The organism is Pseudomonas syringae (genome assembly GCF_021605415.1).
Taxonomy (GTDB): domain Bacteria; phylum Pseudomonadota; class Gammaproteobacteria; order Pseudomonadales; family Pseudomonadaceae; genus Aquipseudomonas; species Aquipseudomonas syringae_S.
This window is the reverse complement of the sequence record NZ_WKEQ01000035.1, coordinates 25,649-46,534: the sequence shown is the minus strand read 5'-3', so window position 1 is coordinate 46,534 and position 20,886 is coordinate 25,649. Positions and strand designations below refer to the sequence as shown.

Below are 20,886 nucleotides of genomic sequence, written 5' to 3'. Positions count from 1 at the left end.
ACCATAGACGCTGTTACGGGTTGCTGCGCGGCGCGGCGTCCTGCCGCGCGACACCGGGCAGGTTATCCGCCCAGTGGTGAAGGATGCGGATGCATCACGGCACGCTGCCGCTCTTCTTCAAGGAACTTCATGATGATCGGCGCGACCGCTTCGGCACGGGTAATCAGGAACAGGTGACCGTCATCGATGATGTGCAATTGCGCGTTGGGGATCCGCCAGGCGAGCAGGCGCATGTTGACCAGCGGGATCAGCGGATCGTCGTCGCCGGCCAGCACCAGGGTCGGCTGATGGATCCTGTGCAGCCAGTGAATGCTCGTCCAGCCAAGGCCGGCGAACAACTGCCAGTAATAACCGAGCTTGCCCGCCGAACGCACCTTGGCTGCATGACGCGCAGCGAGCGTCGGATCGCGCCGGAACGCGCCGCCGTAAATCATCGGCGCGATGCGGATGACATGGGAGGGCTGGATGTAGCGCCGTGGGCTGGCCATCATCCACAGCACTTTGGGTTTGCCCGGCACCATCACCGCGCCGGCCGCCGTGGCCGCCAGCACCAGTTTTTTGCAGCGCTCGGGATAGTCGTAGGCGAACTGCTGCGCAAGGGCGCCGCCCCACGACACGCCGATGACATTGACTTGGCCGTAATCGAGGTAATCGAGCATCCGCGCGGTGAGTTTCGCCAGACCGGGAAAGCGGTACGGCCGGTTCGGCGTGGAAGAACCGCCGACACCGGGCACGTCGAACGCGATCACTTCCAGATCCGGATCCAGCGCCGCGACGAACGGAAACACCAGCTCCAGGTTGGCGCCGATGCCGTTGAAAATCAGCAGGGGCGTCAAGTGAGGCTTGCCGGGGCGCACCGCCGTGCGGAGGGTCTGGCCATCCAGGTCGACGGTACGGAATATGAACGGGTGCGGCATGGATCAAACCCTTCGGGTTAGGGAGGAGCAGCGGCAAGCCACGAGCCGCAAGCAGAACAGGTTCAGCTTGCAGCTCAAAGCTTGCCGCTTGCCGCTATCTTTCATGTACATAAGTCCCCGGCGAGGCTTCTCCGGCCGGGAACGCTTTGTTGCCCAGTTTCGTCGGCGCCTTTTTCAGGTTGCCCGCGCGTTCGGCCTGCCAGGCCTGCCAGTGCAGCCACCAGGAATCGGTGTGCTTGGTCGAGTTTTCCTGCCAGTCCTCGGCATTGGCGGTCATTTCTTCGCTGGTCATGTAGCGCGATTTCGGGTTGCCCGGCGGGTTCAGGATGCTCTGGATATGGCCGCTGCTCGACAGCACGAATTCGACCTTGCCACCGAACAGCTGCGCCGACTTGTAGCAGGATTTCCATGGCGTGATGTGGTCGTTGGTGCCGGCCAGCGAGAAGATGTCGGCGGTGACCTGTTTGAGGTCAATGGCGGTGCCGCACACTTCCAGTGCATTGGGGCGGATCAGCGGATTGTTCTTGAACATCTCGATCAGGTCGCCGTGGAACGCGGCCGGCAACCGAGTGGTGTCGTTGTTCCAGAACAGAATGTCGAACACCGGCGGCTCGTTGCCGAGCAGGTAATTGTTGACCCAGTAATTCCAGATCAGATCGTTCGGGCGCATCCACGCGAAGACTTTGGCCATGTCGCGGCCTTCCAGCACACCGGCCTGATAGGAATGCCGCTTGGCGGCCTCAAGGGTTTGCTCGTCGACGAACAGGGCGACGTCGCTGTCCAGGGTCGTGTCGAGCACGCTGACCAGCAGCGTGAGGGCATTGACCTTGTTTTCGCCGATCGCCGCGTAATGGCCGAGCAGCGCCGTACAGGTAATGCCGCCGGAGCACGCACCGAGCATGTTGATGTCTTTGCTGCCGGTGATCGCCGTGACCACGTCGACTGCTTCCTTGAGTGCTTCGATGTACGTCGACAGGCCCCACTCGCGTTGTTCCTTGGTCGGGTTGCGCCAGCTGACGATGAACGTTTGCACGTTATTGCGCAGGCAGAACCGCGCCAGGCTCTTGTCCGGGCTCAGGTCGAAGACGTAGAACTTGTTGATCTGCGGCGGCACAACCAGCAGCGGACGCTCGTGGACTTGCTCGGTGATCGGCTTGTACTGAATCAGCTCCAGTACATCATTGCGGAACACCACCGCGCCTTCGGTCACGCCCAGGCTCTTGCCAACCTCGAACGCGCCCATGTTGACCTGGCTCGGCATGCCGCCGTTGTGCACCAGATCCTTGGCCAGGTGTGACAGACCGTCGAGCAGGCTCTTGCCGCCGGTTTCGAAAAAGCGTTTGACCGCTGCGGGGTTGGCGGCGCTGTTGGTGGGCGCCATGGCCTCGGTCATTAGATTGATGACGAAGTGCCCGCGCGCGATGTCTTTCGGCGTCAGGCTGCTGTCGTCGATCCAGTCGTGGAGTTCCTTGCGCCACGCCAGGTAAGTTTGCAGATAACGTTTGTAGAGAGGGTTCTGGCTCCAGGCCGGATCCGCGAAGCGCCGGTCATCGCTGGCCGGTTGCAGTTCGGATTTACCGAACAGCACGTTCTTCAATTCGATGCCGAAATGGGTGACGTGCTTGACGCTGTGGATCGGTTGTCTGATGGCCTGCGACAGCACCATACGAGCAGAGGCCAGCAGATCCTTTCCGCGCAGCCCAACGACGGGGTTAAGCCCCAGGGTGTTTTCCGAGGCTTGGTACTTCAGGTCATCGTTATTCTTGTTACTCATCTACGACGCTCCATTGTCCTGAGACGAGTACCCGGTTCCTGTTGTGCAGTCACACAGTCGATGCCGGGTACTTCTGCTCGGGTGACCGTTAATTCTGCAGTGATGCTTTACAGTCGTAGAGCATTGCAGGGAACTTGCCAGCTCCATTGGTTACCCGAGTTTAATTTTTTTCGCAAGCAGCCGATCCTCGGCCGTTCAAGCGGAGCATTCAAACAGATGAAATTAGAAAATGCCCTCTAAAGAGCCCGACCCTTGAGCTAGAGCATCAGCTTGACGAAGGACTCGTCCGGATCACGGGTTTTGCCGGCGGCCTTGAGTTCGAGCAGATAGTCGTCCCACAACGCGTCCTGGCGCTGGCCCAATTGGTAGAGATAGTCCCAAGTGAACAATCCGCTGTCATGACCGTCGTCGAAGGTCAATTTCAGTGCGTACTGACCGGCCGGTTCTACTTTGCTGATGCCGACGTTGAGTTTGCCGAATTGCAGGATGGGTTTGCCGTGGCCTTGAACCTCGGCGGAGGGGGAATGCACGCGCAAGAACTCGGCGGGCAGGGTATGTTCCTCGCCGGACGCGTACTTGAGCGACAGGGTTTTCGAGGCTTTGTGCAGTTTGATGTCGGTGGGAATCATAAGAAAAAGCCTCTAGCGGCAAGCTACAAGCGGCAAGCTTAACCCCATCAGCTTGCCGCTTGTAGCTCCCTGCTTGCTGCTTTACAGAATGTAGCGCGACAAGTCTTCGTTCTCCGCCAATTCGCCCAGGTGGCTGTTGACGTATTCGGCGTTGATCTCGATCGCCTTCTCGTCGTGGGCGCTGGCCAGGTCGCCGGCGCTGAACGACAGCTCTTCGAGCAGGCGCTCAAGCAACGTGTGCAGGCGACGGGCACCGATGTTCTCGGTCTTCTCGTTGACCTGCCAGGCGATTTCCGCCAGGCGCTTGATGCCGTCCGGCTTGAACTCGATGTTCAGGCCTTCGGTTTTCAGCAGGGCGCAATATTGCTCGGTGAGCGAGGCGTGCGGCTCGCTGAGGATACGCTCGAAGTCTTCCGGGCTCAGGGCCTTGAGTTCGACGCGGATCGGCAGGCGGCCTTGCAGCTCCGGCACCAGGTCGCTCGGCTTGCTCAAGTGGAACGCGCCGGAAGCAATGAACAGGATGTGATCGGTCTTGACCATGCCCAGCTTGGTGTTGACGGTGCAGCCTTCGATCAGTGGCAGCAAGTCACGCTGCACACCCTCGCGGGATACGTCAGCGCCGCCGACATTGCCGCGCTTGGCGACCTTGTCGATTTCGTCGATGAACACGATGCCGTGCTGCTCGACCGCTTCCAGCGCTTTGGCCTTCAACTCTTCTTCGTTGACCAGGCGCCCGGCTTCTTCATCGCGCACCAGTTTCAGCGCTTCCTTGACCTTGAGCTTGCGGCTCTTCTTTTTGCCCTTGCCCATGTTGGCAAACAGGCTCTGCAACTGATTGGTCATTTCTTCCATGCCCGGTGGCGCGGAGATGTCGACGCCGGCCATTTCGGCGACTTCGATTTCAATCTCCTTGTCATCCAGCTGCCCTTCGCGCAGGCGCTTGCGGAACAGCTGGCGGGTGTTGGAATCCTGGCTCGGCGCTTCGTCGGTGTTGAAACCCATGCGTGCCGGTGGCAGCAAGGCGTCGAGGATGCGGTCTTCGGCGGCGTCTTCGGCGCGGTGCCGGACGCGGGTGATTTCCTGTTCGCGCAGCAGCTTGATCGCGGCGTCGGCCAGGTCACGGATGATCGATTCGACGTCACGGCCGACATAGCCGACTTCAGTGAACTTGGTCGCTTCGACCTTGATGAACGGCGCGTTGGCGAGTTTGGCCAGGCGACGGGCGATCTCGGTTTTACCGACACCGGTCGGGCCGATCATCAGGATATTTTTCGGGGTCACTTCAACACGCAGCTCTTCAGGCAGCTGCATGCGGCGCCAGCGGTTGCGCAGGGCAATCGCGACGGCGCGCTTGGCATCGTCCTGGCCGATGATGTGGCGGTTGAGTTCGTGGACGATTTCGCGGGGAGTCATGGACATAGTAATTGACGGTCCTCAAGCACAAACAAGCCGTGGCACAGTGGCCGCGACAGGCTTATTCGGCGAGATCCTGCTCCTCAATGGTCTGGTTGTGGTTGGTGAATACGCAGATGTCGCCAGCGATGCCAAGGGCAGTCTCGACGATTTCGCGGGCTGACAGATCGGTCTTCTTCAGCAGTGCGCTGGCCGCCGCTTGAGCGTAGCCGCCACCGGAACCCATGGCGATCAGGCCATCTTCGGGTTCGACCACGTCACCGTTGCCGGTGATGATCAGTGAGGCATCTTTGTTGGCGACTGCGAGCATGGCTTCGAGGCGGCTCAGGGAGCGGTCGGTGCGCCATTCTTTGGCGAGTTCGACAGCGGCGCGAACCAGATGGCCCTGATGCTTTTCGAGCTGGCCTTCGAAACGTTCGAACAGGGTGAAGGCGTCGGCGGTGGCCCCGGCGAAACCGGCGATGACCTGGCCGTGATACAGGCGACGGACTTTTTTCGCGTTGCCTTTCATCACGGTGTTGCCGAGCGAAACCTGGCCGTCGCCGCCCATGACGACTTTGCCGTGACGGCGGACTGAAACGATGGTGGTCAAGGGAAGAGTCTCCACGCAGCGGGGCGAAAATGCCTATGCCCATTCATATGGGGGTGCTGGAGGGGATTTCAACTGCGGGACAGGAGAGGGGACGAGCGGCACGCTGAACTGATCGTTCCCATGCGCTGCGTGGGAACGCCTCTGGGGAAGTGCTGCGTCCCGGCGAACAAGGGACGCGGAGCGTCCCGGGCTGCATTCCCACGCGGAGCATGGGAACGATCATTGCCAGAGAATCAGCGGCTCTGGCGTTGTTGTAACAACAGGTTGCTGAAACCGCTGCCTGCCAGTTGTTTCTGCGCGGTGGTCAGTTGTTCGCGATTGCTGAACGGGCCGACCAATACGCGATACCAGGTTTCATCCTTCACCGTGCCGGACTCCACCGCCACCGCTTGGCCGAGCAGAATAATCTGCGCGCGCACCTTGTCGGCGTCGGCTTCCTTGCGGAATGACCCAGCCTGAAGGAAGAACTTGGTCACCGGCGCCGCTTTCGCCACCGGTGGCGCCGGCGGTGGGGTGATGCCCGACAGCGCAGCCTGAGCTCGCGCGGTGTCGATCTTCGCCGCTTCCGCCGGGGTAACCGGTGTGGTCGGCACCTGCGGCGTCGGCAGGGTCTTCTCCGGCACGGCGTCCGGCGGCACGATCACTTCCGATTCCGGCAGCAAGGTATAGAAGTCGTACTTGGGCTTCACCGGTTGCGTAGGGCTCGGCGGAGTCTTGTTGGCCTCGGCGATCTTGCTGGCTTTCTGTTGCTGCTCGACCTTCTCGCGCTTGACCGTGTCGCTGCCCTTGCCCGGTTCCAGTTTCATCAGAAACACGATGAACGCGCCGACCGTCAGGCCGATGGCCATCCACAGCCAGCCCGGAATCGGTTGCTTTGCAGGAGCTTGGTAACGGCTGGCGCCACGCTTGGGTGCTGGTTTCTTCTTGGCGGCCAACTTACATACGCTCCAGAGTTTCCAGGCCCAACAGCTCCAGGCCTTGCTTGAGGGTGCGACCGGTCAATGCGGCCAGGCGCAGACGGCTCTGCATTTGCGCAGGCGTATCGGCGGCGAGGATCGGGCAGTTCTCGTAGAAGCTGGAGAACAGCCCGGCAACGTCATACAGATAAGTGCACAGAATGTGCGGCGTGCCTTTGTCGGACACGTTGTTCAGCACTTCGCCGAACTGCGACAGTTTGGCGGCCAGTTCGTGTTCGTGAGCCGCTTCAAGGACGATCTGGCCGTCGACTTCGCTGAAATCCTTGCCCAGCTTGCGGAATACACCGGCCACACGGGTGTAGGCGTAGAGCAGATATGGCGCGGTATTGCCTTCGAAGTTGAGCATCAGGTCGAAGTTGAAGCTGTAGTCGCTGGTGCGGTGTTTGGACAGGTCGGCGTATTTCACCGCACCGATGCCGACCACTTTGGCAATCTTGCGCAACTCGTCTTCGGCCAGTTCCGGGTTCTTTTCTTTCACCAGGTTGTAGGCACGTTCCTGCGCTTCGGTCAGCAGGTCGATCAGCTTCACCGTGCCGCCGTCGCGGGTCTTGAACGGACGACCGTCGGCGCCGTTCATGGTGCCGAAGCCCATGTGTTCCATGTCCATCGGATGCTGCACGAAACCGGCTTTGCGCGCCACGGCGAACACTTGCTGGAAGTGCAGGGCCTGGCGTTGGTCGACGAAGTACAGCGCGCGATCGGCTTTCAACACGTTGCTGCGATAGCGCACGGCGGCAAGGTCGGTGGTGGCGTAAAGATAGCCGCCGTCGGCCTTGACGATGATGACCGGCAGCGGGTCGCCGTCAGCGTTCTTGAATTCGTCGAGGAACACGCATTGCGCGCCGTTGCTTTCGACCAGCATGCCGGCGGCTTTCAGGTCGTTGACCACGTTGATCAGGTCGTCGTTGTAGGCGCTTTCGCCCATCACGTCGGCCATGGTCAGTTTGACGTTGAGCAGTTCGTAGATTTTCTGGCAGTGCGACAGCGAGATGTCCTTGAACTTGGTCCACAGCGCCAGGCACTCGGCATCGCCGGCCTGTAGCTTGACCACCAGACCACGGGCGCGGTCGGCGAATTCTTCGGACTCGTCGAAACGCTTTTTGGCGGCGCGGTAGAAGTTTTCCAGATCCGACAGCTCATCACTGGCGATCGGGTTTTCCTGCAGATACGCCATCAGCATGCCGAACTGGGTGCCCCAGTCGCCGACGTGGTTCTGACGGATCACGTCGTCGCCGAGGAATTCGAGAACACGGGCCACGCCGTCGCCAATGATGGTCGAGCGCAAATGGCCGACGTGCATTTCCTTGGCAAGGTTAGGTGCCGAAAGGTCGACCACGGTGCGTTGCGCAGGGCCGGCCTTGCGCACGCCAACGTTGGCATCGGCCAGCGCTGCATCGAGGCGGCTGGCGAGAGCCTGGGTGTTCTGGAAGAAATTGAGGAAGCCCGGGCCGGCGATTTCGGCCTTGGTGACGTTCTCGTCAGCCGGCAGGGCGGCGATGATTTTCTCCGCCAGATCGCGCGGCTTCATACCCGCAGGCTTGGCCAGCATCATGGCGATGTTGCTGGCGAAATCGCCGTGAGTCTTGTCCCGGGCGTTCTCCACCTGGATCGCCGGCGACAGGCCTTCAGGCAACACACCTTCGTTGACGAGTTGGGTGAGGGCTTGTTGGATCAGCTGGCGAATGGTGTCTTTCATGGTCTTCTCTTCGACCGCAAGCGCGGCAGCGCATCAGTGCGCGGGTGGAAAAACTGGGCATTATCCGTTGCGAAGACGGGCTTGCCAACCTTAGCAGGCAGGTTGTGGATATGTGGCGACAATTGGATCGTTTTCGCGAGCAGGCTCGCTCCCACAGGTCGTCGGGTTTTGCGAAATGACTCGGTCAACTGTGGGAGCGAGCCAGCTCGCGAAGGCAGTTTTCAGATTAATACAGGTCTACGGGATCAACATCCAGCGACCAGCGCACCGCACGCCCGCTCGGCATCTGCTCCAGCACCAGCAACCAGCTCGCCAGCAATCGGTGCAGCGGCGCCCGGGCCGTGGCTTGCAGCAGAAACTGCGCGCGGAACCGTCCGGCCCGGCGCTCCATCGGCGCCGGCACCGGTCCGAGCAGTTCGATGCCGCTCAGATTCTGCTCGCCCAGTAAGCGTTCGGCCTCGCTGCACGCCTCATCGAGAAAGCCTTCGGCCTGCCCTGGCTTGTGCGCCTCGGCCCGCAGCAGGGCCAAATGAGCAAACGGCGGCAACCCCGCAGCGCGACGCGCGCTCAAGGCTTGCTCGGCGAAGGCGAAGTAACCTTGTTCGGTCAATTGCACCAATAAAGGATGGTCGGCCAAGTGGGTTTGAATGATCACCTTGCCCGGCTCTTCTGCCCGCCCGGCGCGCCCGGCGACCTGCACGATCAATTGCGCCATGCGCTCGCTGGCGCGAAAGTCTCCCGAGAATAGCCCGCCGTCGGCATCAAGGATCGACACCAGCGTGACGCGCGGAAAGTGGTGCCCCTTGGCGAGCATCTGCGTGCCGACCAGGATGCACGGCTGGCCTTTCTGGATGGTTGCGAACAGTTGATTCATCGCATCCTTGCGCGAGGTGCTGTCGCGGTCGACGCGCAGCACCGGATAGTCCGGGAATAGAATCGCCAGGCGTTCTTCGGCACGTTCGGTGCCGGCGCCCACGGGGCGCAAGTCCACGGTGTTGCACTTCGGGCATTGGCGCGGCACGCGTTCGACGTAACCGCAGTGGTGGCAGCGCAACTCGCCGTGGCGCTGGTGCACGGTCATGCGCGCATCGCAGCGCTGACACTCGGACATCCAGCCGCAATCGTGGCAAAGCAGGGTCGGGGCGAACCCGCGACGGTTGAGAAATACCAGCACTTGCTGGCCATTGGCGAGGGTCTGGCCGATGGCTTGCTGCATCGGCCCGGAAATCCCGCTGTCCAGCGGACGGCTTTTCACGTCCAGACGCAGAAAGCGCGGCTGTTTGGCACCGCCTGCGCGCTCGTTCAGGCGCAGCAGGCCGTAGCGACCGGTGTAGGCGTTGTGCAGGCTTTCCAGCGACGGCGTGGCGGAGCCGAGCACGATGGGAATGTCTTCCTGACGCGCCCGCACCAGCGCCAAATCGCGGGCGTGGTAGCGCAAGCCTTCCTGCTGCTTATAAGAGCCGTCGTGCTCTTCGTCGATGATGATCAGGCCGGGATTTTTCATCGGCGTGAACAGGGCTGACCGGGTGCCGATAATAATGTCGGCCTCGCCATCCCGTGCGGCGAGCCATGCTTCCAGGCGCTCACGGTCATTGACCGCCGAATGCACCAGGGCGATCCGGGCGTTGAAGCGCTGTTCGAAACGCGCCAGGGTCTGCGGGCCGAGGTTGATTTCCGGGATCAGCACCAGCGCCTGTTTGCCGGCTTCCAGGGTCTCGCGAATCAGCTGCAAGTAAACTTCGGTTTTGCCACTGCCGGTCACGCCGGCCAGCAGGAACGCGTGGTAACTGTCGAAACCGGCGCGGATCGCTTCATACGCGGCACGTTGCTCGGTGTTGAGCGGCAACTCCGGTTGCGCTAGCCAGTGTTCGTGACGTGCGCCGGGGGCGTGGCGGCGGATGTCTACCTGCACCAGCTCTTTGGCCAGAAGCAGATCAAGGCTGTCTTTGCTGAGCATCAGTTTGCTCAGCAATTGATGGGGTACGCCGTGAGGATGCTGGGCCAGTGTGGCCAAGGCCTCACGCTGACGCGGGGCGCGGGCGACGCGCGGGTCATCGAGGCTGGCGCCCGGCGCAATCGACCAGAAACGCTCCTGCCGCGCCTCGGCCAGTTCGCCCTGACGCAACAGTACCGGCAACGCCCAACTCAAGGTGTCGCCGAGGCTGTGCTGATAATACTGCGCCGTCCACAGGCACAACTTGAACAGCGCGGGCGGCAGCGGTGGCGTGGTGTCGAGCAAGGCCAGCGCCGGTTTGAGTTTTTCGACCGGCACTTCGCTGGTGTCGGTCACCTCCACCAGAATCCCGATCATCTCCCGCCGGCCGAATGGCACCCGCAGACGCATGCCCGGCTGCAATTGTTCGCGCAGCACGCCGGCCGGCGCCCGGTAATCAAACAGGCGGCGCAGGGGCGAAGGCAAGGCGAGGCGCAGAATGGCGTCGGGCACGCGGGGGGATCTCGATCAGCAGAATAAGGGCATGACACATACCTGTGTAGGAGCGAGCCTGCTGGCGAAAGCGGTGTGTCAGCCGACATGAATTCTCGGTGACACACCGCTTTCGCCAGCAGGCTCGCTCCTACAGGGGATTGCGTATTGGGCCGGGAGCCTAGCAGACGACCGGTTTAAGCGACAGCTTGCGTGATTGCAAAGGTCTGGTAGAATCCGCGGCCTAATTACGTGCGGTATTCAACAATAGTGTTGGGTGGCGGCACGCTAGCCTGAGGAATACACCATGAAAGCCGATATCCATCCGAACTACCCGGAAATTGCTGTTACCTGCAGCTGCGGTAACAAATTCGAAACGCGTTCGACCTTTGGCAAAGCCCTGTCGATCGACGTTTGCAACGAATGCCACCCGTTCTACACCGGTAAGCAGAAGACTCTGGATACCGGCGGCCGCGTTCAGCGCTTCGCCGACCGTTTCGGTGCTTTCGGCAAGAAACCTGCTCCAGCAGCAGAGTAAGGTTGAAAGGCCCGGTGGGCTTTTCCTCGTTGCTGAAAAAGGCGTCCCTGGGGGGCGCCTTTTTTGTGTCCGCGATTTGGCTGTCCGGCGCAGCGGCGTTCTGCCCTGCACCGGACGGACTGCCCGTTTTTGCGGTTCAGCGCGTAGTCGATGGCGATACGCTGCGCCTGAGTGACGGGCGCAGTGTGCGCCTGATCGGCCTCAATACGCCGGAGCTGGGCAAGCAGGGGCGCGGTGATGAGCCGTTTGCCGTGGCGGCGCGAAAACGTCTGGAAGCCTTGGTGGCCGACAGCGACGGACGCGTCGGTTTGCAGCTAGGCAAGCAGGCCAAAGATCATTACGGCCGCACGCTGGCCCACGTCTACAGCGCTAGCGGCGTCAATCTCGAAGCGCAAATGCTCGCTGATGGCCTCGGTTTTCAGGTCGCGGTGGCGCCGAATGTGGATCTGGTCGCCTGTCAGCAAGCGGCTGAAGCGCGCGCGCGACAATCCGGGCTGGGCGTCTGGCGCCAGTCTCCCGTGCAAAAAGCGCAGCAGATCAGCACTTCCGGTTTCGCCTTGCTCAGCGGGCGTGTGAGCAAGGTTCAGCGTAATCGTGGCGGGATCTGGATCGAGTTGCAGGACTCGGTTGTATTGCGCGTTGCACCCAATCTGCTGGGCCGGTTCGACGTTGCATCGCTGCTTGCGCTCAAAGGCAGGCAGATCGAGGCGCGCGGCTGGGTAGTCGATCGCTCGCGGCGAGGCGGTTTGACTTCGGATCAGGCGCGCTGGTTGCTGCCACTGACCGATCCTTCGATGCTTAAAACCCTGCGCTAAAGAATAATTGTCTACATTTTTTTAGATGATTGTGAACAGTCTAGCCCTTGTGTGCCGTGGCTCTTGGGCCAAAGTCGTAGGGCCGGGCGCTTGACAGGTGTGACCGGCCAGTCTTGTGGGGATTTTGTGAGGCGCGTATCCTCGCTGACCAGTCTGTCCAACAGTAAAAAAGCGGAATGCCCCTATGTCTGATCTGAAAACTGCCGCTCTCGAATACCATGCCAATCCTCGTCCAGGAAAGCTGAGTGTCGAGCTCACCAAGGCCACTGCTACCGCACGCGACTTGTCGCTGGCCTACAGCCCCGGCGTAGCCGAACCCGTTCGCGAGATCGCCCGCGATCCGGAACTGGCCTACAAGTACACCGGCAAAGGCAACCTGGTTGCAGTCATTTCCGATGGCACCGCGATTCTGGGCCTGGGTAACCTCGGCCCACTGGCTTCCAAGCCAGTGATGGAAGGTAAAGGCGTGCTGTTCAAGCGCTTCGCCGGTATCGACGTCTTCGACATCGAAGTCGATTCCGAAAGCCCGCAAGCCTTCATCGACACCGTAAAACGCATCTCCATTACCTTCGGTGGCATCAACCTGGAAGACATCAAGGCACCTGAGTGCTTTGAGATCGAACGTGCTTTGATCGAGCAGTGCGACATTCCGGTTTTCCACGATGACCAGCACGGCACCGCAATCGTGACCGCTGCGGGCATGATCAACGCCCTGGAAATCGCCGGCAAAACCCTGCCAGACGCCAAGATCGTCTGCCTGGGCGCTGGCGCAGCCGCCATCTCCTGCATGAAATTGCTGGTGAGCATGGGCGCTCGCATCGAAAACATCTTCATGGTTGACCGTACCGGCGTGATCCACTCCGGCCGTGACGATCTGAACCAGTACAAAGCCGTGTTCGCCCACGCCACTGACAAGCGCAGCCTGGCTGACGCGCTGGAAGGCGCTGACGTGTTCGTCGGTCTGTCCGGCCCGAACCTGCTGAGCGCGGAAGGCCTGCTGTCGATGGCAGCCAACCCGATCGTATTCGCGTGCTCGAACCCTGATCCGGAAATCTCCCCGGAACTGGCTCACGCCACCCGTAGCGACGTGATCATGGCCACCGGCCGTTCGGACTATCCGAACCAGGTCAACAACGTGCTGGGCTTCCCGTTCATCTTCCGTGGTGCCCTGGACGTTCGCGCCAAGCGCATCAACGAAGAAATGAAAGTGGCTGCGGCCAACGCTCTGCGTGAACTGGCCAAACTGCCGGTGCCTCAGGACGTGTGCGATGCCTACGGCGGTGCCCCGCTGGAATTCGGTCGTGAGTACATCATTCCGAAGCCAATGGACAAGCGCCTGATCACCCTGATCTCCGACGCTGTGGCTAAAGCTGCAATCGAGACAGGTGTAGCGACCCTGCCGTATCCGAAGAACTACCCGCTGAAAAGCGTGGATGATGTGTTTAACGGTTAACCGCAGCCGCCCATAAAAAAACCCCAGCCTGAGCTGGGGTTTTTTTATGGGCTTTGAGCTTTGAGCTTTGAGCCGCAGGCTGCGATCTTTTGACCTTGCTTACAGCTAAAGGCTAAAAGCTCAAAGCTGCCCCTCTAAAACAGATCGATCGGTGCCTGTTCATCTGCCGGCAGCGGACTGCCCGGCGCAGCGCCATTACCCAGCTCATTGATCGACGGCGGCGTGTCTTCAGCCTTGAACAGCTCGAAGTACGCGCCCGGCGTGCTCGGTGAGGCTGCGCGGCCGCTGGCCGGGTCGACGCGCAGGCTGAGGATGCCTTCCGGCTCTGGCTGCACGTGTGGCGGCTTGTCCTTGAGCGCGGCGCCCATGTAGTTCATCCAGATCGGCAGGGCCACGGTGCCGCCGAATTCACGGCGACCGAGGCTTTCCGGCTGGTCGAAGCCCGTCCAGACCGTGGTCACGTAATCGGCGTTGTAGCCGGAGAACCAGGCGTCCTTGGATTCGTTGGTCGTACCGGTTTTGCCGGCGATGTCGCTACGGCCCAACGCCAGTGCGCGTCGGCCGGTGCCGAGTTTGATCACGTCCTGCAACATGCTGTTGAGGATGTAGGTGGTACGACCGTCGACGATGCGCTCGGCCACCGCCGGCGTTTGCGGCTCGGCAGGGTTGACCGGGGCTTCACCTGGCGTCGGATTGACCGTGAAACTCGTGGACGGCGCAGCAATGCCATCGCTCGCTGCCGCGCCTTGCGGCACGCTGGGCGGGTTGGCGACGAACAGCGTGTCGCCGCTGCGGCTTTCAATCTTGTCGATGAGGTACGGGCTGATTTTGTATCCACCGTTGGCGAACGTGCTCCAGCCGGTGGCGATCTCCATCGGTGTCAGGGTTGCGGTGCCCAGGGACAGCGACAGGTTCGGCGGCAGATCCTGCTTGTTGAAGCCGAAGCGGGTGATGTAGTCGATGGTCTTGCCAACGCCCATCGCTTGCAGCAGGCGGATCGATACCAGGTTGCGCGATTTATACAGCGCCTCACGCAAACGAATCGGGCCAAGGAAGGTGTTGTTGTCGTTCTTCGGGCGCCAGACCTTGTCCATGTACTCGTCGACGAACACGATCGGCGCGTCGTTGACCAGGCTGGCGGCAGTGTATCCGCTGTCCAGCGCGGCGCTATAAACGAAAGGCTTGAAGCTTGAACCCGGCTGGCGCTTGGCCTGCATGGCACGGTTGTAATTGCTTTGTTCGAAGGCGAAACCGCCGACCAGCGAACGGATCGCGCCGTTCTGCGGATCCAGCGACACCAGCGCGCCTTGCGCCTGTGGGATCTGGCTGAATTTCAGCGAATTGTCCTTCTCCTGGCGCTGCACGCGGATCAAATCGCCGACCTGTGCCACATCCGACGGCTGACGCGGGTTGGCGCCCATGCTGTTGGTGTTGAGGAACGGCCGCGCCCATTTCATGGTGTCCCAGGCGACATGATCCTCGCCGGTACGGGTCAGCACTTGCAGGCCATCCTTATCGACTTGCGTAACGATGGCGGGCTCAAGGCTGCTGATGGTGCGTTGCTTGGTCAGCTCCGTGGCCCAGGCCTCACGGGTCTTGCCTGGCAGGCGCGACTCGGGGCCGCGATAGCCGTGGCGCTGGTCATAGCTCATCAGGCCTTCGTGCAGCGCGGTGTTGGCCATTTCCTGGAGGTTGCTCGGCACCGTAGTGGTGACGCGGAAACCTTCGGTGTAGGCATCGCTGCCGTATCGGCCGACCATCTCGGCGCGGACCATCTCGGCGATGTACGGCGCGTTCACTTCCGGCGTCGGCACGTGATAGCTGGCGTTCAGCGGTTCGTTGATCGCGGCGGTGTAGTCCGGCTCGGTGATTTTGCCCAGCTTGTACATGCGCCCGAGGATCCAGTCGCGACGTTCTTTGCTGCGCGCCGGATTGGCCAGCGGGTTGAAGCGTGATGGCGCTTTCGGCAGGCCGGCGATCATCGCCATCTGCGCCAGGCTGATGTCGCGAATCGATTTGCCGTAATACACCTGCGCTGCCGCTTCGATGCCGTAGGCGCGGTTGCCGAGGTAGATCTTGTTGACGTACAGCTCAAGGATTTCGTCCTTGGTCAGCTGCCGCTCGATTTGCAGGGCCAGAAGAATTTCGGTGGTTTTGCGCGAGAAGCTGCGTTCGCTGGTCAGGAAGAAGTTCTTCGCCACCTGCATGGTGATGGTGCTGCCGCCGGACTGGATGTGCCCGCTCTTGACCAGTTGAGTCGCGGCGCGCATCAGGCTGCTCGGATCGACACCATAGTGATTGGCAAAGTTGTCGTCTTCAGCACTTAGTAACGCATTAATGAAATTGGGGGGAATGTCGGCGAAACGGATCGGTGTGCGGCGCATTTCGCCAAACTCTGCGATCAACTTGTTATCGCTGGAGTACACCCGCAATGGAATCTGCAACTGAATGCTTCTCAGCGCCTCCACAGACGGCAAACCCGGACTAAGGTAAAGATACGCGCCACTGAGACTCAACAGCAGTCCGCAGAAAATGGCGACGATGGACCATCCGAAAAATTTCAGCAGGCGAATCAAGGCGTTTGAACATCCAGGGCAAAGAATGAAAGGCGTGGGGATCCGGGGTGAACACAGAACTCGCCGCGCAGGTAAAAAGCGCTAAAAAATCGCTGGGCATTATAAGCACTTTTCAGCAGGGGGCGTCATTTGCGCGTCTGTCAAGACGGCACGAGGGAACGCAATGCACATTACAGAGTCCGTAACTCACGGATAGTCATAGGGAATTGGTAGTGCTAGGACTCTTCAATAAAAAAGCCAATACGTTACTGGGGATCGATATCAGCTCCACTTCAGTGAAACTGCTGGAGCTGAGCCGTCAGGGCGATCGCTACCGGGTCGAGGCCTACGCGGTGGAGCCGTTGCCCGCCAACGCCGTGGTCGAGAAAAACATCGCCGAGCTCGAAGGCGTGGGACAGGCCCTGTCGCGCGTACTGGCCAAGGCGCGCACCGGCCTGAAAGGCGTGGCAGTCGCTGTCGCCGGTTCGGCGGTGATCACCAAGATCATTGAAATGGATGCCGGTTTGTCCGATGACGAACTGGAAAATCAGCTCAAGATCGAAGCCGACCAATACATTCCCTATCCTCTGGATGAAGTCGCCATCGACTTCGAAGTTCAGGGTGTCTCGCCTCGCAGTCCTGAACGGGTCAACGTGCTGCTGGCGGCGTGTCGCAAGGAGAACGTCGAAGTGCGCGAAGCAGCGCTCGCCATCGCCGGCCTGACCGCGCGGGTGGTCGACGTCGAGGCCTACGCGCTGGAGCGTTCCTATGGCTTGCTTGCCACGCAACTGGCCGAATCCCAGGAGCGCCTGACCGTCGCGGTGGTGGATATCGGCGCGACCATGACCACCCTCAGCGTCCTGCACAACGGCCGCATCATCTATACCCGTGAGCAGTTGTTCGGCGGTCGCCAGTTGACTGAAGAGATTCAGCGCCGCTATGGCCTGACCACCGAGCAAGCGGGACTGGCCAAAAAGCAGGGCGGTCTGCCGGACGACTACGTCAGCGAAGTGTTGCAGCCGTTTCGGGATGCGCTGGTGCAGCAAGTGTCCCGCTCGTTGCAGTTCTTCTTCGCGTCGGGCCAGTACAACGCGGTAGATCACATTCTGCTGGCCGGCGGCACCGCGTCGGTGCCGGGGCTGGATCGCTTGATCGAGCAGCGCCTGAACACGCCGACCCGGGTCGCCAATCCGTTTACCGACATGTCCCTGAGCGGCAAGGTCAATGCCGGCGCTCTGGCGAGCGATGCGCCGGCCTTGATGATTGCCTGCGGGCTGGCGCTACGGAGTTTCGACTGATGGCGCGGATTAACCTTCTACCCTGGCGTGAGGAACGCCGAGAAGAACGGCGCAAACGTTTCCTCCTGGTTCTCATCGGGGTCTTTGTCGGCTCGATCGGCGCTGTACTGATCGCCGACCAGATCATCAGCGCCGCGATTGAGCGCCAGATGGCCCGCAACGAATACATCGGCAAACAGATTGCCGTGGTCGACGAACGGATCAAGCAGATTAGCGAACTCAAGGCCCGGCGCCAGCAACTGGTCGAGCGCATGCGCATCATCCAGGACCTGCAGGGCAACCGGCAGATCAGCGGACGGATTTTCGACCAACTGGCGCGTACGTTGCCGGACGGCGTGTATTTTACTGATGTGAAGATGGCCGACAAGACCTTGTCCATCAGTGGTGCCGCAGAGTCCAACAACCGGGTGTCCGACCTCATGCGCAATCTTGACGCATCTGAATGGTTCGATGCGCCGAGTCTGACCGAAGTGAAAGCCACCACCGCCGGGCAAGTAGATCAAGCGAACGTCTTTCAGTTGACCGTTCGCCAGACCCAGCCCAAGGCAGTGGAGGGCGGCCAATGAAAGCGTCCGAATGGTTGGCGGGGCTGCGTGACGTCGATTTCAATGATCTCGACACCAGCAATATCGGCTCGTGGCCAGCGGCGGTGAAGGCGCTGGTCGGTGCGTTGCTGATGGTTCTGGTGCTGGCGCTGGGCTACAACTTTTTCATCAGTGACATGGAAAACCAGCTCGAACTCAAGCGTGAGGAAGAACGCAGCCTCAAGGAGCAGTTCGCCAGCAAGGCGCGCATGGCCGCGAATCTAGAGCTGTACACCCAGCAAATGAAGGAGATGGAAAATTCCTTCGGCGTTCTGCTGAGGCAACTGCCCAGCGACACCGAAGTGCCGGGCTTGCTCGAAGACATCACTCGCACCGGGTTAGGCAGCGGGCTGGAATTCGAAGAGATCAAACTGCTGCCCGAAGTCACCCAGCCCTTCTACATCGAACTACCGATCCAGATCACCGTCACCGGCGCCTACCACGACCTGGCGACCTTCGTCAGTGGCGTCGCGGGACTGCCGCGAATCGTCACCCTGCACGACTTCGAACTGGCGCCAGCCGACAAGGAGGGCGGTTCGAAGCTGCGCATGAGCATCCTCGCCAAGACGTACCGCTATAACGACAAGGGACTGCAAAAATGAGCCCGATTCGTTATGGCGCATTGTTAATTGCGCTGCTGGCGCTGCATGGCTGTGGCGGCGATGACTTCAGCGATCTCGATGCCTATCTGAATGAAGTGCGGGTGCGGCCTCCCGGCAAAATTGAACCCACGCCGACGTTCCGGTCTTATCCAACATTCACCTACAGCGCCGCCAACCTGCGCAGTCCGTTCTCCCCTCAAGTGCGGATTGATCTGGCCGGGCAGAAACACGGCTCGCGCAACGTCAAACCCGACCCCAACCGGGTCAAGCAATACCTCGAAGGTTTCAACATCGAGCAGTTTGAAATGGTCGGCACGATCTCCAATGTTTCCGGCTCCTTTGCGTTGTTGCGCGGGGCGGGCGGGGTGCATCGGCTGAAGGTCGGCGACTACCTGGGGCGCAACGACGGTCGCATCGTCGCGATCAGCGCAGCACAGGTCGATGTGGTCGAAATCGTTCCCGACGGCCAGGGCGCCTGGCTGGAACGGCCGCGGACCATTCCTTTGAAAGAGCACTCATAGTGGAAGTCGAACAATGAACAGGATTTTATCCGCCGTCGGTATTTCGCTATGGATAGCGCTGCTGTCGCCGATGGTGTACGCGGCTAATCTGAAGACGCTGGATGTCGCGGCGTTGCCGGGTGACCGGGTTGAACTGAAATTGACCTTCGATGCGCCACCACCGCAACCCAAGGGCTACACCACAGAATCGCCTGCGCGAATTGCCCTTGATTTGCCGGGGGTTGCCAGCCAGTTGGCCAGCAAGAATCTCGATCTGGGCAACGGCAATGCCCGCACGGCCACGGTGGTTGAGGCCAAGGGGCGTACGCGGCTGATCATCAGTCTGACGCAATTGACGCCGTATGACGCTCGGGTCGAGGGCAACAATCTGCTGGTGGTCGTTGGCCAGGGCACCAAGATCACCGCGCCGCGCAAGGTCTCCAGCGCCCCGCGTGCGACGGCCCCTTCAGCGGCCCCGGGCAAAACGTTCGTCCCTCGGGCCAAGGCGATTCGTGGCGTTGACTTCCAGCGCGGCACCGCTGGCGAAGGCAATGTCGTCATCGACCTGTCGGATCCGAACATCGCCCCGGATATCCAGGAACACGACGGCAAGGTCATCCTCAGCTTCGCCCGCACGCAATTGCCCGAGCCGCTGCGTGTGCGCCTGGACGTCAAGGATTTCGCCACGCCGGTGCAGTTCGTCAACGCCAGCGTCAGCGGTGACCGCGCGATCATCGCCGTCGAGCCGAGTGGCGCGTTCGACTACTCCACCTATCAGACCGACAACAAGCTGACTGTCAGCATCCGGCCAATGACCGTCGATGACTTGCAGAAACGCAACGCCGACCGCAACACCTACAGCGGTCAAAAGCTGTCGCTGAATTTCCAGGACATTGACGTGCGCTCGGTGCTGCAACTGATCGCCGACTTCACCAACCTCAATCTGGTGGCGAGCGACACGGTGCAGGGCGGCATTACCTTGCGCCTGCAAAACGTGCCGTGGGATCAGGCGCTGGATCTGGTGCTGAAAACCAAGGGGCTCGACAAGCGCAAGATCGGCAACGTCCTGCTGGTCGCGCCCGCCGACGAAATCGCCGCCCGCGAGCGGCAGGAATTGGAGTCGCAAAAACAGATCGCCGAACTCGCGCCGCTGCGCCGTGAACTGTTGCAGGTCAACTACGCCAAGGCCGCGGACATCGCCAAACTGTTCCAGTCGGTGACCAGCGCCGAGGCGAAAGTCGACGAGCGCGGCTCGATCACCGTCGACGAACGCACCAACAACATCATTGCCTACCAGACCCAGAATCGCCTCGACGAACTGCGGCGAATCGTGGCGCAACTGGATATTCCGGTGCGTCAGGTGATGATCGAGGCGCGAATCGTCGAAGCCAACGTCGACTATGACAAGAGTCTGGGCGTGCGCTGGGGTGGTTCGGTGCAGAACAAGGGCAATTGGAATACGTCCGGGGTGACCAACGGTTCATCAACCACTATTGGTACGCCGGGCAGTACCAGCACCAACTCGCCGTTCGTCGACCTGGGCACTACCGGGAATACCTCAGGGATCGGGATTGCGTTCATCACCGACAATGTCTTGCTTGATCTCGAACTGACGGCCATGGAAAAAACCGGCAACGGCGAAATCGTCTCGCAACCCAAAGTGGTCACCTCGGACAAGGAAACCGCCAAGATCCTCAAGGGCACCGAGATTCCCTATCAGGAAGCCAGCTCCAGCGGCGCGACATCGGTGTCGTTCAAGGAGGCGTCGCTGTCGCTTGAAGTGACGCCGCAGATCACTCCCGACAATCGCATCATCATGGAGGTCAAGGTCACCAAGGACGAACCGGATTATCTGAATAAAGTGCAGGATGTCCCGCCGATCAAGAAAAACGAAGTCAACGCCAAGGTGCTGGTGAACGACGGCGAGACCATCGTGATTGGCGGCGTTTTCTCAAATACTCAAAGCAAGGTTGTAGATAAGGTGCCATTTCTTGGCGATGTGCCGTATCTTGGCCGCCTTTTCCGGCGTGACGTGGTTTCGGAGAAAAAATCCGAGCTTTTGGTGTTTCTCACTCCGCGTATCATGAATAACCAGGCGATTGCTGTGAGTCGTTGATT

Annotated in this window: 17 protein-coding genes; 8 read left to right on the top strand and 9 right to left on the bottom strand. The window is 60.7% G+C overall.

Annotated features, from left to right (window positions below; genetic code table 11):
• Window positions 1-62 precede the first annotated feature (62 nt).
• From phaZ to GIW69_RS21285, 8 genes are all read right to left on the bottom strand, one after another.
• A complete protein-coding gene (gene phaZ, locus GIW69_RS21320) occupies window positions 63-917 on the bottom strand; it encodes a poly(3-hydroxyalkanoate) depolymerase (protein ID WP_236484759.1) in 855 nt (284 codons plus the stop codon).
• 94 nt (window positions 918-1,011) lie between these two features.
• Window positions 1,012-2,691, bottom strand: coding sequence for a class II poly(R)-hydroxyalkanoic acid synthase (gene phaC, locus GIW69_RS21315; protein ID WP_236484758.1), 1,680 nt, complete (start codon window positions 2,689-2,691; stop codon window positions 1,012-1,014).
• A gap of 257 nt (window positions 2,692-2,948) precedes the next feature.
• Complete coding sequence (locus tag GIW69_RS21310) at window positions 2,949-3,320, bottom strand: gamma-butyrobetaine hydroxylase family protein (RefSeq protein WP_236484757.1); 372 nt, start codon at window positions 3,318-3,320, stop codon at window positions 2,949-2,951.
• A gap of 81 nt (window positions 3,321-3,401) precedes the next feature.
• The gene (gene hslU / locus GIW69_RS21305; RefSeq protein ID WP_236484756.1) at window positions 3,402-4,739 is read right to left on the bottom strand and encodes an ATP-dependent protease ATPase subunit HslU; all 1,338 of its coding nucleotides are present in this window, start codon (window positions 4,737-4,739) and stop codon (window positions 3,402-3,404) included.
• A 55-nt stretch (window positions 4,740-4,794) separates the two neighbouring features.
• Window positions 4,795-5,325, bottom strand: a complete 531-nt coding sequence (gene hslV, locus GIW69_RS21300; RefSeq protein ID WP_236484755.1) for an ATP-dependent protease subunit HslV — start codon at window positions 5,323-5,325, stop codon at window positions 4,795-4,797.
• Between the two features lie 233 nt (window positions 5,326-5,558).
• Complete coding sequence (locus GIW69_RS21295) at window positions 5,559-6,260, bottom strand: SPOR domain-containing protein (protein WP_236484754.1); 702 nt, start codon at window positions 6,258-6,260, stop codon at window positions 5,559-5,561.
• 1 nt (window position 6,261) lies between these two features.
• A complete protein-coding gene (gene argS, locus GIW69_RS21290; RefSeq protein WP_236484753.1) occupies window positions 6,262-7,998 on the bottom strand; it encodes an arginine--tRNA ligase in 1,737 nt (578 codons plus the stop codon).
• Window positions 7,999-8,224: 226 nt separating this feature from the next.
• Window positions 8,225-10,444 (bottom strand): primosomal protein N', encoded by a 2,220-nt coding sequence (locus tag GIW69_RS21285; protein WP_236484752.1) that lies wholly within the window; start codon window positions 10,442-10,444, stop codon window positions 8,225-8,227.
• A gap of 286 nt (window positions 10,445-10,730) precedes the next feature.
• Between GIW69_RS21285 and rpmE the strand changes: the two genes are divergently transcribed.
• The 3 genes from rpmE (at window position 10,731) to GIW69_RS21270 (ending at window position 13,229) form a co-directional block, all read left to right on the top strand.
• Window positions 10,731-10,961, top strand: coding sequence for a 50S ribosomal protein L31 (rpmE, locus tag GIW69_RS21280; protein ID WP_186531907.1), 231 nt, complete (start codon window positions 10,731-10,733; stop codon window positions 10,959-10,961).
• Window positions 10,962-10,975: 14 nt separating this feature from the next.
• Window positions 10,976-11,776 (top strand): thermonuclease family protein, encoded by an 801-nt coding sequence (locus tag GIW69_RS21275; RefSeq protein WP_236484751.1) that lies wholly within the window; start codon window positions 10,976-10,978, stop codon window positions 11,774-11,776.
• Window positions 11,777-11,960: 184 nt separating this feature from the next.
• Window positions 11,961-13,229 carry a malic enzyme-like NAD(P)-binding protein gene (locus tag GIW69_RS21270; RefSeq protein WP_236484750.1) on the top strand — a complete coding sequence of 423 codons (1,269 nt, stop codon included), beginning with the start codon at window positions 11,961-11,963 and terminating at the stop codon, window positions 13,227-13,229.
• A 134-nt stretch (window positions 13,230-13,363) separates the two neighbouring features.
• Here GIW69_RS21270 and GIW69_RS21265 read toward each other — a convergent pair whose 3' ends face one another.
• Window positions 13,364-15,802, bottom strand: coding sequence for a penicillin-binding protein 1A (locus GIW69_RS21265; RefSeq protein WP_496570943.1), 2,439 nt, complete (start codon window positions 15,800-15,802; stop codon window positions 13,364-13,366).
• A gap of 215 nt (window positions 15,803-16,017) precedes the next feature.
• Between GIW69_RS21265 and GIW69_RS21260 the strand changes: the two genes are divergently transcribed.
• From GIW69_RS21260 to GIW69_RS21240, 5 genes are read left to right on the top strand one after another with little or no spacing between them, the layout of a single operon-like run.
• Complete coding sequence (locus GIW69_RS21260) at window positions 16,018-17,082, top strand: pilus assembly protein PilM (RefSeq protein WP_236484748.1); 1,065 nt, start codon at window positions 16,018-16,020, stop codon at window positions 17,080-17,082.
• The gene (locus tag GIW69_RS21255) at window positions 17,082-17,648 is read left to right on the top strand and encodes a PilN domain-containing protein (RefSeq protein WP_236484747.1); all 567 of its coding nucleotides are present in this window, start codon (window positions 17,082-17,084) and stop codon (window positions 17,646-17,648) included. Before GIW69_RS21260 ends, GIW69_RS21255 begins: the two co-directional genes overlap by 1 nt.
• Window positions 17,645-18,268 carry a type 4a pilus biogenesis protein PilO gene (gene pilO, locus GIW69_RS21250; RefSeq protein WP_236484746.1) on the top strand — a complete coding sequence of 208 codons (624 nt, stop codon included), beginning with the start codon at window positions 17,645-17,647 and terminating at the stop codon, window positions 18,266-18,268. Before GIW69_RS21255 ends, pilO begins: the two co-directional genes overlap by 4 nt.
• Complete coding sequence (locus GIW69_RS21245; protein ID WP_236484745.1) at window positions 18,265-18,789, top strand: pilus assembly protein PilP; 525 nt, start codon at window positions 18,265-18,267, stop codon at window positions 18,787-18,789. Before pilO ends, GIW69_RS21245 begins: the two co-directional genes overlap by 4 nt.
• A 13-nt stretch (window positions 18,790-18,802) precedes the next feature.
• Window positions 18,803-20,884 carry a type IV pilus secretin PilQ gene (locus GIW69_RS21240; RefSeq protein ID WP_236484744.1) on the top strand — a complete coding sequence of 694 codons (2,082 nt, stop codon included), beginning with the start codon at window positions 18,803-18,805 and terminating at the stop codon, window positions 20,882-20,884.
• Window positions 20,885-20,886: the final 2 nt, after the last annotated feature.